The sequence below is a fragment of the Thermomonas sp. genome, assembly GCF_025993755.1.
Taxonomy (GTDB): domain Bacteria; phylum Pseudomonadota; class Gammaproteobacteria; order Xanthomonadales; family Xanthomonadaceae; genus Thermomonas.
Genome location: NZ_JAMQHN010000149.1, coordinates 14,078 through 28,939, shown reverse-complemented (window position 1 = coordinate 28,939; position 14,862 = coordinate 14,078). Strand labels below are relative to the sequence as shown.

The following is a 14,862-nucleotide window of genomic DNA, read 5'->3' as shown; positions in this document are numbered from 1 at the left end:
GCGCCGGCATGATCCGATCCGGACGCCCGCCTTGCGTGGTGCAACTGCTGCCCGCGCTCGATTCGGGAGGCGTGGAGCGCTCGACCCTGGAAATCGCCGCCGCGCTGACGGCAGCCGGGCAGCGCGCGGTCGTGGTCAGCGCCGGCGGGCGCCTGCTGCCGCAGCTGCTGGCGACCGGCGCCGAGCACGTGCGGCTGGACATCGGCCGGAAGTCGCCGCTGACCCTGCGCCATGCGCGCACGCTGCGCCGCTTGTTCGCGCAGGCCGACATCGTCCACGCGCGCTCGCGGCTGCCGGCCTGGATCGGCTGGCTGGCGCTGCGCGGGATGCCGTCAGGGGCGCGCCCAAGGTTCGTCACCACCGTGCACGGCCTGAACTCGCCTTCGCGCTACAGCGCGATCCTGACCCGCGGGCAGCGGGTGATCTGCGTGTCCGAAACCGTGCGCGCGCACGTGCTGGGGAACTACCCGGAGGTCGATCCGGGAAAGCTCGTCGTGATTCCGCGCGGGGTGGATCCAAAGGCCTTCCCGCGCGTCGATGGCGTGGACCGGCAGGCCCGCCTGGCGTGGGCGCGGCGGTATCCGGAACTGGGCGGCGACGGCCCGCTGCTGCTGCTGCCGGGGCGGGGGACGCGGCTCAAGGGCCATGCGGACGCCATCGACCTGCTGGCCGCCCTGCAGGGGGATGGCGTGGATGCGCGGCTGTGGTTGCCGGGTGCGGTGCAAACCGGACGCGCGCGCTATCTGGCCGAACTGGAAGCGCATGCGAAGGCGCGTGGCGTGCGCTCGAAGCTGGCACTGACTGTGGCCACAGCGGAAATGCCCGATGCCTATGCCGCCGCGGATCTGGTGCTGCAGCTGTCGCGCAAGCCGGAGGCGTTCGGGCGCACCATGGTCGAGTCGCTGTGCGTCGGGCGACCGGTGCTGGGCTGGGCGCACGGCGGGGTCGGGGAGCTGCTGGCGCAGTTGCAGCCGGAAGGGGCGGTGGCGCCGTTTGATGCCGGGGCATTGGCTCGGCGCGCGCACGCGCTGCTGCACAATCCGCCACCGCCGCCGGCTACGATGCCTTATTCGCTGCAGGCAATGCAGGAGACGACGTTGGCGGTGTATCGCAGCTTGGGGGCGCTGGATTGAACGCTGCGCAGGCACCCACGCTGCGTTGGGCGCCGCTGTGGGCGGCGGCGCTGGTGGCGCTGTGGCCGCTGCCGATGGCGGCGCAGGCGCTGTTGTCCGTGGGCGCGCTGGCGGGCGCGGGCTGGTTGTTGCTGCGCCGATCCAGCGGCAGCGGCGCGTTGCTCAGCGGACCGGCTTGGGCGCTGACCAGCGTGCTGTTTTGTGCGTTCTGGCTGCCCGAGGCGGTGGCCGCGCTCGATGCCGAAGGGGGTTGGGTCGCCTGGCGCGCGGTGCTGGTGGACCTGCGCCTGTTGCCGTTGCTGTGGTTGGCCGCGGCGGCGGTGGCCGATCCGGGCGGACGCCGCCGGGTGTTCGCCGGCCTGGCGCTGGTCGCGCTGGCGTGGGCGCTCGACCTGCTGATTTCCGCCGCATCGGGCGGCAGCCTGCTGCATGGCCTGTATGCCCGCCTGGCGCCATTTGCCGGCGGGTTGGCACAGTGCCCACCGGAGGCGACGCCGGGCGCGATGCCGCTTTCCGCCTTTGCCGGCTGCGGCGCGTGGCAGGGGCTGGCGCTGGCCTGCCTGTCGCCGTTTGCGCTGGCTGCGGGCGCGCGCCGCGGCCACCTGGCCTGGCTGACGGTTGCGCTGGTCATGACGGCGGCGGTTGCGCTGTCGGCGGCGGTGATGGCCTGGATCGCTTGCGCCTGCGTCCTGTTGCTGGAACTGCGGCGCCGGCCCAAGTGGCAACAGGGAGTGCTGCTGTTTGCGGCCGCCGCGCTGGGAATCGGACTGGCCGCGCTGCTGGCCACGCGGGCCCCGGCGAATGCGGGCCAACCACGGATCAGCGCAGCCCACGCGCAAACCGCGCTGGAGGCAACGGCCGGACAATGGCGCGACGCCCTTTGCGTGGCACGCGGGCATGCGCTCAATGGCGTGGGTGCCGGCGGGTTGGAACCGGCGCTGCGCGACTGCCCGTCGGTGGCCGGAACGGACGATGCCAGCGGGATTCGCGCCCTGCCGCTGCCGCTGGAAGTGTTCGCGGAAACCGGCGCGGCCGGCTTGCTGCTCTGGCTGGCCGGCATCGCCCTGGCGTGGCGCGCCTGGCGCTATGCCGATACCGCGGCGCGCGCACGCGCCTGGCCGGCGCTGCAGGCGCTGCTGGCCCTGCTGTTCCCGCTCAATGCCAGCCTGCCGGTGTATGCGGGCCTGTGGGGCAGCGCGCTGCTGTTGCTTGCCGGCCTGTATGCCGGCGCGCTGTGGGGGCGGATCGACGAGGCGACCGCGCCTCAGTCGTAATGCCGAACGCCATCGGGCAGGCGCTTGAAGCGGCGGTGCAGCCACAGGTATTGCGAGGGCGCCTGCCGGACCATGGCCTCGATCGCCGCGTTGACGCGGGCGCTGTCGGCGACCGCATCCGCGGTCGGAAACGGGTCCAGCGGCGCGCCGATGCGCAGGATGTAGCGGCCGCCCTCGCGGCGGTGGAAGAACGGCACCACCGCGCAGCCGGTGAGTCGGGCGAACTGGTGGGTGGCGGTGATGGTGGCGGCGGGAACGCCGAAGAAGGGCGCGAACACCGTGTCCTTGCCGAGCATGTCCTGGTCGGGCGCGTACCAGAGCACGCCGCCGTTCTTGAGGTGTCGCAGCGCAGCGCGGGTGTCGCGGTTGCCGAACATCGCGAAGGCATAGCGCAGGCGGCCGCGCAGCACCGCCCACTCCAGCACCGGATTCTCGTAGCGCCGATACATGCCGGCCAGCGGGACGTGGTCGCACAGCAACCGGCCGCAGATTTCCAGCGTCATGAAGTGGCCGGACACCAGCAGGATACCGCGCTTCTCGGCGCGCAGCCGCTGCAGGATCTCCAGCCCTTCGAGGGTCGCGTCCTTGCGCAGCGGCTCGATCCGCCCCCACCAGGCGCGGGCGAATTCGAACAGGCCGATGCCGACGTCGCGGAAATTGGCGCGCAGCAGCGTTGCGCGTTCGCCGGCATCGAGTTCCGGCAGGCACAGCGACAGATTGATTTCCGCCGCCCGCCGGCGCGAACGCGCCAGCCGCAGCGCCAGCCCGCCCAGCACGGCGCCGAACGCGCGCTGCAACGACCAGGGCAGGTGCGCCAGCGCCACGCACAGGCCTACCCCCAGCCAGGTCGGCCAGTGGCGGGGGGCGAACGAGGGGCGCGACGGCGCGGCGGACATGCCGGTGATTCTAACGGCCGCCGCTCCGCTATCCTTGGCGGATGCGGGCCGATCCCATCGAACGCGTGCTGCGGGCCTTGTATTCGGCCACCTTGTACCTGCTGGTGCCGATCACGCTGTATCACCTGATCTGGCGCGGGTTCCGCCAGCGCGCTTATTTCCAGCGCTGGGACGAGCGCTATGCCAGCTATGCACCGGCCGGCGCGCCGGCGCCGGTGTGGCTGCACGCGGTTTCGGTCGGCGAAGTCAACGCCGCCGCGCCGCTGGTCGATCGGCTGCGCGCGCAGCGCCCGGACCTGCGGGTGGTGGTGACGACCATCACGCCAACCGGCTCCGAGCGCGTGCGCAGGCTGTGGGGCGACGACGTCACCCACGTCTATCTTCCCTACGACCTGCCGGGCGCGGTGGCGCGTTTCCTGGATCAGTTCAAGCCGACGCTGGCGCTGATCGTCGAAACCGAACTGTGGCCGAACCTGCTGTTCGTTTGCCGCGACCGCGGCATTCCCACCCACATCCTCAATGCCCGGCTGTCGGCGCGTTCGCTGCGCGGCTACCGGGTGCTGGCGCCGCTGATCCGGCGTGCGCTGGCGACGGTGCGGCTGGTCGCCGCGCAGTCGCAGGACGATGCGCGCCGGTTCGAGCGCCTCGGCGCCGCACCGGAGCGCATCCGCGTCACCGGCAACCTCAAGTTCGACATTCCCCCGCCGCAAACCGGCGGCTTTGTCCGGGCGTTCGATGCGGCGCTGGCCCAGCCGCGCCCGATCTGGATCGCTGCCAGCACCCACGAGGACGAGGAAGCGCCGGTGCTGGAGGCGCACCGGCTGCTGCGCGAGCGCCACGCCGACGCGCTGCTGCTGTGGGCGCCGCGCCATCCCGAGCGCTTCCGCGCGGTGACGCAGCGCGCGCGCGAGGCCGGCTTCCGGGTGGCCAGCCGCAGCGCGGACGTCTGGCCGCCGCCCGACACCGACGTGTTCGTGATCGACACCCTGGGCGAGTTGACCAGCTTCTACGCCTGCGCCAGCGTCGCCTTCGTTGGCGGCAGCCTGCAGCCGATCGGCGGGCACAACCTGCTGGAGCCGGCTGCGACCGGCACCGCGATCCTCAGCGGACCGCAGCTGCACAACTTCGTCGACATCGCACACCGCCTGCGCGAGGCGCAGGCGATGCGGATGGTGGACGATGCGGCCTCGCTGGCGCAGGCGCTGGCCGCGCTGTTCGACGATGCGAACGCACGCGAGGCGATGGCCGCGAACGCGGCGCGCCTGCTGGAGGACGGACGTGGCGCGCTGGACCGCACGCTGGCGCTGATCGCGCCGGTGCTGCCGCAGCAGGCGGCCGGGGCGGGGGCTTAGGGGGAAGTCAGCGCGGCTTCGATCGGTTTGTCGGAAGTCAGCAGGCGGTTGATGTCCTCGATGTCGGAGACATCCAGCGAACCGGCCGACTGCTCCAGCAGCAGGCGGCTTTGCAGGAAGCTGTACTTGGACTGTGCGTAGGACTGCTGCGCGGAGAACAGCGTGCGCTGGTTGTTGAGGACGTCGAGCACGGTGCGGGTGCCGACTTCCAGTCCCACCAGCGACGCGTCGTAGGCGCTCTGCGCCGACACCACTTCCAGCCGGCGCGCCTCGACTTCGCTGATGCCGGTGACGACGGCCTGGTAGGCGCTGCGGGTGCTCCGTTCGATCGAACGCCGGGTTTGCTCGACCTGGTCAGCGGCGCTGTCGCGCTGCGCCAGCGCGGTGCGCACGCCGGACTGCACCGCAAAGCCGGAGAAGATCGGGATGTCCAGGGTCAGGCCGACGCTGGTGGTGGCGTGGTTGGAGCCGAGGAAAGGCGGGTCGTACAGGCCGGTGATCGCCTTGCCGTAGCTGGCGTGCAGGCCGAGCGTGGGGTAGTGCCCGGAACGCGCGGTGGCGACCGCGGCCTCGGCGGCTTCCAGATTGGCCTGCTGTGCCTGCAAGGTGGGGTTGGAGGCCAGCGCCTCGTTGATCCAGTCGGTGGCGCTGCGTTCGGAGGGCAGCGTGGGCTTGAAGTCGTCCGGCAGGCCCTTGAGCGTGGCGACCGGCACATTGGTGATTTCCAGCAGCGCTTGATAGGCGTCCTGCACGGCGTTGCGCGCAAGCAGGGTGTTGGCGCGGGCGCCGTCGTACTGGGCGCGCGCCTCGTGCACGTCGGTGATCGGCGCCAGCCCGACCTCGAGCCGCTTGCTGGCATAGTCGAACTGCTTCTTGGCCGCGGCTTCCGCGGCCTCGGCGGCGCTGAGGGTTTCCATCTGCACCAGCACGTTGAAGTAGGCGCCCGATGTGCGGGTGATCAGGTTCTGGCCCGCCGCGGCCAGAGTGTAGCCGCCGGCGCGGTCCTGCGCCTTGGCGCCGCGCAGGGCGGTGATGTTGCCGTAGTCGAACAGGGTCTGGTTCAGGCTGACCCCCCAGCTGCCGGTGCGGGAGCTGCCGGCGCCGGTGCTGACGCGGGTGGTGCCGACCGAGCCGCCAAGGCTGGGCAGCATGATCGCGCGTGCCTGCACGGGGCGTTCGGCGGCGACCAGCCGGGACGACTCCGCCTGCGCGAATTGCGGGTCGTTGTTGCGCGCGTTCTGATAGCTCTGCAGCAGGTCGTCCGCCTGTGCCGCCAGCGGGGCGAGGGCAAGAGCGAGGGCGATGGCGAGTGATCGACGCAACATGGTGCGATTCCTTGGAATTTACAGGGTGAACGCGGGCACGGGTTCGGCGCCGGCGAGATAGGGCAGGTCGGTTTCAAACAGCGTTTCGGTGTGCGTTCCGTTGACGTCGCGCCGCACCAGGATGGCTTCCATCACCGGCGCGACGCCCTGCACGGCGAACAGGCGACCGCCCGGCTCCAGCCAGTCGATGAAGCGGGCCGGAAACTCGGCCACCGCTCCGGTCACGCAAATGACGTTGAAGCGGCGGTCAGGCGTGCCGGAGAACACGTCGGCGGCGTGGACGGTGACGTTGGCGAATTGTTGCGCGGCCAGCCGCGCGCGCGCGGCATCGGCGAGGTCGGCGTGGCGTTCCAGGCTCACCACTTCGCGCGCGAGGCGGGCAAGGCAGGCGGTGAGGTAGCCGCTGCCGGTGCCGATTTCCAGCACGCTGTCTTCCGGATCGGGCAGCAGCGCCTGCAGCAGGCGGCCTTCCGTCACCGGCTTCATCATGGTTTCGCCGTGGCCGATCGGCAGCTCGAAATCGGCATAAGCCAGGCCGCGCAGCGCCGGGGCGACGAAGGCCTCGCGCGGCAGGCTGCCGATGGTTTCGAGCACCCGCACGTCCAGCACGTCCCAGGGACGCACCTGTTGTTCCACCATGTTTTCGCGAGCGCGGGCGAAGTCGATGTTCATGTCCGGAAAAATCCCTGCGGAGAACCGTCAATTCTAGTCGGAGACCGCTTGTTGCCGCGCAGTCTGACCGTGCTGATACACCAGCACGCAGTGCCGGAAGTCACCGCAGTCCGCGGCGGGTGCGGCTGGCGTTCAGTCTTTGCCATAGGCGCGAAGGAACAAATCCACGACGCTGGTCACGTGCGCCTTCGGCGTGGGTGCGCGCGGGTCGCAGCACACCCCGAGAACCGCTTGGGCGTGCGGCTCGCCCTTGAGCAGGGTGAAGAAATGCGCGGCGGCCAACGCCGGATCGGCGATCTCCAGTTCGCCGGCGGCGATCCGCCGTTCCAGCAGTTCGACGAAGGCCTCCTGCATGCGCCTGGGGCCGGCGTCCCAGGCCAGCAGAGGCAGCCCGCTGCCCACCGCCTGCGGCGAGCACAGGGTCCGGAAACCGGCGATCGCTTCCGGCGTCATCACCATGGCGAAAAAGGCGTTGCCGATTTCCATCAGATGCCTGCGCAGCGGCAGCGCGGGTCTTGGCTGGAACAGCCGGTCCGGCATGCCCTGTTCGCAGTGGGCGCGCACTGCTTCGGTGAACAGCCGGTCCTTGTCGCCGAAGTGGCTGTATACGGTGAGCTTGGACACGCCGGCGGCGGCGGCGATCTGGTCCATGTTGACCCGCTCGAACCCGTCCTGCAGGAACAGCCGGGTCGCGGCCGCGAGAATCGCGGCGCGCTTCTTCATGTCCTTGGGACGTCCGGGCGTGCCGGACCTGGGGCGCGTGGCTTTGGGCATGCGGCTGGAACGAACCGGATCAATGCGATGCTGCAACTATACCATACTGACCGGTTCAATTACGGTGGAGCGGCCCAGCGTTCGCGTCTTCCCGCCTCGCAAATGGCAACAGCAGCTTGATCCGGTCTTTGCGAATCGCTAAAATCAACGGTTCACTCGATCTTTTTCGCGGCCCCGCGGCCGCAGGATGCCCATGGCCCGTATTACCGTCGAGGACTGCCTTCAGGTGGTCGACAACCGCTTCGAGCTCGTGATGATGGCCGCCAAGCGTGCGCGCCAGCTTGCCGGCGGCGTGGAGCCGAAGCTGGACAACAGCGAAACCAACGACAAGCCGACGGTGCTGGCGCTGCGTGAAATCGCCGCCCAGGCCATCGACGCCGAATTCGTGGACGCGGTCGAGAAGGCCGAGCGCGAACGCAAGGAGCGCGAGGCGCTGGAGTGGGCGGCCGCCGACGTGGTGGCCGGCGACGACGACATGAAGGGCGACGACTGACCGGCTTGCACGCCTTGGAATGAACGAAACGGCCCTTCGGGGCCGTTTTTGTTCGCGGTACCGTTTGCGGGAGCAAGGGGGCGCGGTTAGTCTCGACGGATGAATTCCGGCGACCATGCGATCGTCCAGTCCACCGTGCCCGAAGCGGACGCGGTGCCGGACTACGTGCAGGCGCTGGAGCGCGAGGCCTGCTACCTGAAGCCGGAGCAACTTGCGCTCCTGCGGAAGGCGTGGCAGGTCGGCGCCGCGGCCCACGCCGGGCAGACCCGGCAGTCGGGCGAGCCCTACATCACCCACCCGGTCGCGGTGGCGCGCATCCTGGCCACCCTCGGGCTCGACGTGGAAGCCCTGGTCGCCGCGATCCTGCACGACACCATCGAGGACACGCCGGTCACCCGCGTCGACGTCGAGGCGCAGTTCGGGGAAACGGTCGCCGAACTGGTCGATGGCGTCACCAAGCTGGAAAAGCTGCGCTTCGCCAATCGCCAGGAGGCGGCGGCCGAGAGTTTCCGCAAGATGCTGCTGGCGATGTCGCGCGACCTGCGCGTCATCCTGATCAAGCTGGCCGACCGGCTGCACAACATGCGAACGCTGGGCGCGAAATCGCCGGAATCGCGGCGCCGGATCGCCGTCGAGACGCTCGACATCTACGCTCCGATCGCGCAACGGCTGGGCATGAACCTGATCCGCGCGGAATTGCAGGACCTGGGTTTCCGCGCCCTGCATCCGTGGCGACACGCGGTGATCGCGAAACGCATCGCCAGCCGGCCGCAGGCGCGCCGCGAATCGCTGGCGCAGATCGAAACCCGGCTCGCCCAGCGGCTGGCGCTGGAAAAGCTCGACCACGAGCTGGTCAGCCGGATCAAGGCGCCATGGAGCGTGTACAGCAAGATGGTCGCCCAGCGCCGCAGCTTCGCGCAGGTGATGGATGTGTTCGGGTTCCGGGTGGTGGTCGACAGCGTGGCCGATTGCTACCACGCGCTGGGCGTGGTGCATTCGGTCTACAAGCCGCTCGACGGCCGCTTCCGCGATTTCATCGCCATCCCCAAGGCCAACGGCTACCAGTCGCTGCACACGGTGCTGTTCGGCCCGTACGGCTCGCCGATCGAAGTCCAGATACGCACCCGCGAGATGCACCTGATCGCCGAGCGCGGCGTCGCCGCGCACTGGGCCTACAAACTCGGCACCGAAACCGGAAACAGCGCCCAGACTCGGGCCGCGGCGTGGATCGCCAATCTGGTCGAGAGCCAGCGCGGCACAGGCTCGTCGCTGGAGTTCCTCGAAAACGTCAAGGTCGATCTGTTTCCCGACGAGGTGTACCTGTTCAGCCCGAAGGGCGACATCCTCTCGCTGCCGCGCAATTCCACCGTGCTCGACTACGCCTACGCCGTGCACACCGATGTCGGCAACCATGCGGTGGCCGCGCGCGTGGACAAGCGACTGGCCCCGCTGCGGGCCAAGCTGGTCAGCGGGCAGACGGTGGAGATCATCACCGCCAACGCGGCCGCGCCGAGCACGCAGTGGCTGGAATTCGTTGCGACCAGCAAGGCGCGCACCGCCATCCGCCAGGCGCTCAAGCAACTCCAGCACGAGGATGCCGTGCAGCTGGGGCATTACATGCTCGACCGCGCCCTGGTCGCGATGGGCTCCTCGTTCGACCGCGTGCCGATGGCGCGGATCGACGCATTCCTCGCCGACAACCGCTATCCGCGGCTGGAGGCGCTGCTGGCCGACATCGCGATGGGCAACCGGATGCCGCAGCAGGTGGCCGAGGAACTGGGGCAGGAAGCCGAGGTTGGGCGGAAGAAAGGGAAAGGCCGCAAGACCCCGCCGGTCAGCGTGGCGCGCGAGCCGATCCTGATTTCCGGCTCGCAGCGCGGCGTCATCAGTTTCGCCCAGTGCTGCATGCCGATTCCGCGCGACGAGATCATGGGCTACCACAGCGCCGGCAAGGGCGTGGTGGTGCACCGCCTGGACTGCCCGAACGTCGCCGATTACCGCAAGTCTCCGGAACGCTGGGTGCCGGTGGCCTGGGATCGGCAGGTGTCGGGCGACTTCAACGTCGCCATCCGGATCGAGGTGGACAACCATCCCGGCGTGCTGGCGCAGGTCGCGGCGGCCATCGCCGACGCCGGTTCCAACATCGAGCGAGTGGAGTACCTCGAACGCGACAGCAACATCGCGGTGCTGCGCTTTGCCATCGAAGTGACCGACGGGCGCCACCTCGACGAGGTCATCCGAGGCGTGCGCAAGCTGCACGTGGTGCAGCAGGTCCAGCGCGCCTGAAGCCGTATCCGCGCGCGGCGGCGCAGTAGAATCGCATTTTCGATCCGGCAGCACGCCCTGGAGAGACCAATGGCACGTACCGCATTGCCCCGCACCGCCATCCACAGCGACCGCGCGCCCGCCGCGATCGGCCCGTACTCGCAGGCGGCCCGTGCCGGGAACCTGGTGTTCTTCAGCGGCCAGATCCCGCTCGACCCCGCGACCGGGGCGCTGGTCGAAGGCGACATCACCGTGCAGGCGCGGCGTGCCTTCGACAACCTGAAGGCGGTCTGCGAAGCGGCGGGCGGCACGATGGACGACATCGTGCGCGTCGGCCTGTACCTCACCGACCTGTCGCAGTTCGCGGCGGTCAATGCGGTGATGGGCGAATACTTTGCGCAGCCGTATCCGGCGCGTTCCACCATCGAAGTGTCGGCGCTGCCCAAGGGCGTGGCGTTCGAAGTCGATGCGGTGATGGTGACGGACTGAGTTCCGGCGCGGTTGCGCGCAATGCCGGCAACCCACGCGCTTGCGGGTGCTCGGACGCCGCTTTCCGCCCTGACCGGCGTGGGCCCCGCGCTGCGCGAAAAGCTGGCCGCGCGCGGGCTTTCGACGCTGCAGGACCTGTGGCTGCACCTGCCGCGCGGCTACGAGGATCGCACGGCGCTGACCGCGATCCGCGACTTGCGGTCGGGCGAGGCGGCGCAGGTCGAGGGCAGGGTGGAGGCGGTGGAACGCGGCTTCCGCTACCGGCCGATGCTTCGGGTGGCAATTTCCGATGCCTCGCGCGCCACCCTGGTGCTGCGCTTCTTCCATTTCCGCGCACAGCAGGTCGCGCAGTTCGCCGTCGGCGCGCGGGTGCGCGCATTCGGCACGCCGCGACCCGGCCAGCAGGGCCTGGAGATCGTCCATCCCAGCTACCGCATCCTCGGCGCCGGCGAGCAGCCGCTGGGCGAAGCGCTCGATCCGGTCTATCCGGCCATCGAGAGCGTGGGTCCGGCCAGCCTGCGCAAATTGATCGCGCAGGCGTTGCGGTGCCTGCCCGAGGAGTCCGCGCTGGAACTGCTGCCGCAGGCGTGGCTGGACAAGCAGCAGCTGCCTTCGCTGCGCGAGGCCATCCTGCTGCTGCATGCGCCGCCGCGCGATGCCGATGTCGCGCTGCTGCAAATCGGCCTGCACCCGGCGCAGCGGCGGCTGGCGCTTGAGGAAATGCTGGCGCACCAGCTCGGCCTGCGCCGCCAGCGGCTGGCGCTGCAAAGCGAAGGGGCGCGCCCGCTGAGCGGCGATGCGCGATTGGTCGAGGCCTTGCTGGCGGCGCTTCCGTTTCAACTCACCGGCGCGCAGCAGAGGGTGTACGCGCAGATTCGCGAAGACCTGCTGCGGCCGCGGCCGATGCTGCGGCTGGTGCAGGGCGACGTCGGCAGCGGCAAGACCGTGGTGGCGGCGATGGCCGCGCTGCTGGCGGTGGCCGACGGACGGCAGGCGGCGTTGATGGCGCCGACCGAGCTGCTGGCCGAGCAGCATTGCAACAACCTGCGCGGCTGGCTGGAGCCGCTGGGCGTCCGGATCTGCTGGCTGGCCGGCAAGGTGACGGGCAAGGCGCGGGCCAGGGCGCTCAAAGAGGTCGCTTCGGGCGAAGCGCAGGTGGTCGTCGGTACCCACGCGCTGATGCAGGAGGGCGTGGCGTTCGCCGATCTGGCGCTGGCCATCGTCGATGAGCAGCACCGCTTCGGCGTGCACCAGCGGCTGGCGCTGCGCGACAAGGGCAGCAATGGCGTGCCGCACCAGTTGGTGATGACCGCCACCCCGATCCCGCGCACGCTGGCGATGAGCGCCTATGCCGATCTCGACGTGTCCGCCATCGACGAACTGCCACCGGGGCGCACACCCGTGATGACGGTGGCGCTGCCCGACCGGCGCCGCGACGAACTGGTCGAACGCATCCGCGTCGCCTGCGCCGACGGACGGCAGGCATATTGGGTTTGCACGCTGATCGACGAATCGGACGACGTCCAGGCGCAGGCCGCGCAGTCCTCCTTCGAAGCGCTGCAGGCGGCCTTGCCCGACGTGCGCGTGGGGCTGGTCCACGGCCGCCAGAAGGCGGCGGAAAAACAGGCAACGATGCTCGCGTTCAAGGCCGGGAAGCTCGACCTGCTGGTGGCCACCACCGTCATCGAGGTCGGCGTGGACGTGCCCAACGCGTCGCTGATGGTGATCGAGAATGCCGAGCGCCTCGGGCTGGCGCAGTTGCATCAGCTGCGAGGGCGTGTCGGCCGCGGCAGCGCGGCCTCCAGTTGCGTGCTGCTCTACCAGCACCCGCTGTCGACGCTGGCGCGGCAGCGGCTGGACACCTTGCGGCAAACCAGCGACGGTTTCGCGATCGCGGAAAAGGACCTGCAGTTGCGCGGACCCGGCGAACTGCTGGGCACCCGCCAGACCGGACTGGCCGGATTCCGGATCGCCGACCTGGCCCGCGATGCCGACCTGCTGCCGCAGGTGCATGCGCTGGCCGACCAACTGCTGCGCGACTGCCCCGATCGCGCCGAGCGCATCGTCGACCGCTGGGTCGGCGGTGCGGCCCGCTACGCCGCGGCCTGAGTCGGGAATCGGCGGTCAGGACTTGCAGGCGGGCATCTTGCCGCAATAGATGCCGTGCAGGGTCTCGATGACCCGGCGGGCCGGGCCGTCGGCCAGGCGATAGCGGATCGACTGCGCTTCACGGCGGGTCGTCACCAGGCCGTCCGCGCGCAGCAGGGCGAGGTGCTGCGACAGCGCCGACTGGCTGAGGTCGAGCTTCTCGTTCAGTTCGCTCACCGAATGCTCGCCGTCCGCCAGCAGGCACAGCAGCATCAGGCGCTTGTCGTTGGCCAGCGCCCGCAGCAGCTGGGTGGCTTCGCCAACATGCGAGCGCATCGACTCCGGATCCATGGCCGGGGACGGCGTGGCGAGATGGCGCGTGCGCGTTTTGTCTGGATTGGGCGTCCTGCGCGCCACGGGTCGGGTGTGTGTCGACGTGCTCATGTGGGCAATATATTAGTTGACATGAATATAAGCAAGCGCTAATATAACGCCACAGGCAGTCAAATCCGGAGCGAGGGGGCAAGACGATGGCCAGGATCGTGGTGATGGGCGCGGGGCTGGGCGGCATGAGCGCGGCCTACGAATTGCGGGAAACGCTGGGGAAGGCGCACGAGGTCGTGCTGGTTGGCAAGGGCGAGAGCTTTGGTTTCACGCCGTCCAATCCCTGGCTGGCGGTGGGCTGGCGCAAGCAGGACGAGATCAGCGTCGACGTTGCGAAGCACGTGGGCAAGCGCGGCATCCGCTACGACGGCAGCGGCGTGGAGCGCATCGATGCTGAAGGCAATGCGATCGTCACCGGCAAGGGTGAGCGCATCGACTACGACTATCTGCTGATCTGCACCGGTCCCAAGCTCGCCTTCGAGGAAGTGCCCGGTTCCGGCCCGAACGGAGGTCATACCCAGTCGGTGTGCACGACGCCGCACGCGGCCGAGACCTGGGAGGCCTATCAGGAATTCCTGAAGGACCCGGGGCCGGTGGTCGTGGGCGCCGTGCAGGGTGCCAGCTGCTTCGGGCCAGCCTACGAGTTTGCGATGATCGTCGATGCCGACCTGCGCAAGCGCAAGCTGCGCGACAAGGTGCCGATGACCTTCGTGAGCAGCGAGCCCTACATCGGGCACATGGGCTTGGGCGGGGTCGGCGATTCCAAGGGTTTGATGGAAGCCGAACTGCGCCAGCGCCACATCAAGTGGATCGTCAACAGCAAGGTCACCGAGGTGCGCGACGGCGAGATGACCGTGATCGAGCACGATGGCAGGGGCCAGCCGGGCGAGTCGCACGCGCTGCCGTTCAAGTTCGCCATGCTGCTGCCGGCGTTCAAGGGCGTCGATGCGGTGGCGGCTGTCGAGGGCCTGTGCAACCCGCGCGGTTTCGTCATCGTGGACAAGCACCAGCGCAACCCGAAGTACCCGAAGATCTTCTCGGCCGGCGTGTGCGTGGCGATTCCGCCGGTGGAGGCCACCCCGGTGCCGACCGGCGCGCCCAAGACCGGCTTCATGATCGAGTCGATGGTCACCACCATCGTCCGCAACATCCAGGCCGAATTGAAGGGCGAAACGCCCGATTTCGAGGGCACCTGGAATGCCGTGTGCCTGGCCGACATGGGCGATACCGGTGCCGCCTTCGTGGCGCTGCCGCAGATCCCGCCGCGCAACGTGACGTGGACGAAGATCGGCAAGTGGGTGCACCTGGCCAAGATCGGCTTCGAGAAATACTTCCTCTACAAGATGCGACATGGCACCTCCGAGCCCATCTACGAAAAACACATCCTCGGCCTGCTCGGCATCGAGCGGCTGAAGGACGTGAAGCGATCGTCCTGATCGTTGTTCCAGCCTGCAATACCGATCGATCCATCCAAAGGAGAACTTCCATGACCCTCGACAATGCGGTACGCGCTTTTGCTGGCACGATGGTGCTGATCAGCCTGGCACTGACCTATTTCGTCAGTCCTCACTTCGTCTGGTTGACCGTGTTCATCGGCTTCAACCTGATCCAGTCCTCGTTCACCGGCATCTGCCCGGCGGCGAAGATCATGAAGAAACTCGGCATCGGTCGCGACGGCGGCGACGCTTCCTGCAATCGCTGCTGAGACGGAGCTTCG

At 69.2% G+C, this 14,862-nt stretch carries 14 protein-coding genes; 9 read left to right on the top strand and 5 right to left on the bottom strand.

The window, feature by feature from the left end; translation table 11 throughout:
- Positions 1-8 precede the first annotated feature (8 nt).
- Both Q0X16_RS10730 and Q0X16_RS10725 read left to right on the top strand, forming a co-directional pair.
- On the top strand, positions 9-1,133 hold the full coding sequence (locus Q0X16_RS10730; protein WP_297834102.1) for a glycosyltransferase: 1,125 nt from the start codon (positions 9-11) through the stop codon (positions 1,131-1,133).
- On the top strand, positions 1,130-2,407 hold the full coding sequence (locus Q0X16_RS10725; protein ID WP_297834099.1) for an O-antigen ligase family protein: 1,278 nt from the start codon (positions 1,130-1,132) through the stop codon (positions 2,405-2,407). The genes Q0X16_RS10730 and Q0X16_RS10725 overlap by 4 nt, the downstream gene beginning before the upstream one ends.
- On the opposite strand, the gene lpxL is transcribed toward Q0X16_RS10725, so the two are convergent.
- Complete coding sequence (gene lpxL, locus Q0X16_RS10720) at positions 2,398-3,303, bottom strand: LpxL/LpxP family Kdo(2)-lipid IV(A) lauroyl/palmitoleoyl acyltransferase (protein ID WP_297834097.1); 906 nt, start codon at positions 3,301-3,303, stop codon at positions 2,398-2,400. The two genes, Q0X16_RS10725 and lpxL, sit on opposite strands and share 10 nt — an antisense overlap.
- A 41-nt stretch (positions 3,304-3,344) precedes the next feature.
- On the opposite strand from lpxL, the gene waaA reads away from it, so the two are divergent.
- Positions 3,345-4,655, top strand: a complete 1,311-nt coding sequence (gene waaA, locus Q0X16_RS10715; RefSeq protein WP_297834094.1) for a lipid IV(A) 3-deoxy-D-manno-octulosonic acid transferase — start codon at positions 3,345-3,347, stop codon at positions 4,653-4,655.
- Here the strand turns inward: waaA and Q0X16_RS10710 are convergent.
- The 3 genes from Q0X16_RS10710 to Q0X16_RS10700 form a co-directional block, all read right to left on the bottom strand.
- On the bottom strand, positions 4,652-5,980 hold the full coding sequence (locus Q0X16_RS10710; RefSeq protein WP_297834092.1) for a TolC family outer membrane protein: 1,329 nt from the start codon (positions 5,978-5,980) through the stop codon (positions 4,652-4,654). The two genes, waaA and Q0X16_RS10710, sit on opposite strands and share 4 nt — an antisense overlap.
- Positions 5,981-5,998: 18 nt before the next feature.
- Positions 5,999-6,652, bottom strand: a complete 654-nt coding sequence (locus Q0X16_RS10705; RefSeq protein WP_297834090.1) for a protein-L-isoaspartate O-methyltransferase — start codon at positions 6,650-6,652, stop codon at positions 5,999-6,001.
- A 132-nt stretch (positions 6,653-6,784) separates the two neighbouring features.
- Entirely contained in the window at positions 6,785-7,375 is a 591-nt protein-coding gene (locus tag Q0X16_RS10700) for a TetR/AcrR family transcriptional regulator (RefSeq protein ID WP_297834087.1), read from the bottom strand.
- Between the two features lie 244 nt (positions 7,376-7,619).
- On the opposite strand from Q0X16_RS10700, the gene rpoZ reads away from it, so the two are divergent.
- The 4 genes from rpoZ to recG all read left to right on the top strand — a co-directional run bounded on the left by rpoZ (position 7,620) and on the right by recG (position 12,782).
- Positions 7,620-7,919, top strand: a complete 300-nt coding sequence (gene rpoZ, locus Q0X16_RS10695; RefSeq protein WP_297834083.1) for a DNA-directed RNA polymerase subunit omega — start codon at positions 7,620-7,622, stop codon at positions 7,917-7,919.
- 99 nt (positions 7,920-8,018) lie between these two features.
- On the top strand, positions 8,019-10,205 hold the full coding sequence (locus Q0X16_RS10690) for a bifunctional (p)ppGpp synthetase/guanosine-3',5'-bis(diphosphate) 3'-pyrophosphohydrolase (RefSeq protein ID WP_297834080.1): 2,187 nt from the start codon (positions 8,019-8,021) through the stop codon (positions 10,203-10,205).
- A 69-nt stretch (positions 10,206-10,274) separates the two neighbouring features.
- On the top strand, positions 10,275-10,673 hold the full coding sequence (locus Q0X16_RS10685; protein WP_297834076.1) for a RidA family protein: 399 nt from the start codon (positions 10,275-10,277) through the stop codon (positions 10,671-10,673).
- A 21-nt stretch (positions 10,674-10,694) separates the two neighbouring features.
- Positions 10,695-12,782, top strand: coding sequence for an ATP-dependent DNA helicase RecG (gene recG / locus Q0X16_RS10680; protein ID WP_297834074.1), 2,088 nt, complete (start codon positions 10,695-10,697; stop codon positions 12,780-12,782).
- A gap of 15 nt (positions 12,783-12,797) precedes the next feature.
- Here the strand turns inward: recG and Q0X16_RS10675 are convergent, their stop codons facing one another.
- On the bottom strand, positions 12,798-13,112 hold the full coding sequence (locus Q0X16_RS10675) for a metalloregulator ArsR/SmtB family transcription factor (protein WP_297834172.1): 315 nt from the start codon (positions 13,110-13,112) through the stop codon (positions 12,798-12,800).
- Between the two features lie 179 nt (positions 13,113-13,291).
- Between Q0X16_RS10675 and Q0X16_RS10670 the strand changes: the two genes are divergently transcribed.
- Both Q0X16_RS10670 and Q0X16_RS10665 read left to right on the top strand, forming a co-directional pair.
- Entirely contained in the window at positions 13,292-14,581 is a 1,290-nt protein-coding gene (locus Q0X16_RS10670) for an FAD/NAD(P)-binding oxidoreductase (RefSeq protein ID WP_297834072.1), read from the top strand.
- 50 nt (positions 14,582-14,631) lie between these two features.
- Positions 14,632-14,850: a DUF2892 domain-containing protein gene (locus Q0X16_RS10665; RefSeq protein WP_297834069.1), complete on the top strand. Its 219-nt coding sequence runs from the start codon at positions 14,632-14,634 to the stop codon at positions 14,848-14,850.
- The last annotated feature ends 12 nt before the right edge of the window (positions 14,851-14,862 follow it).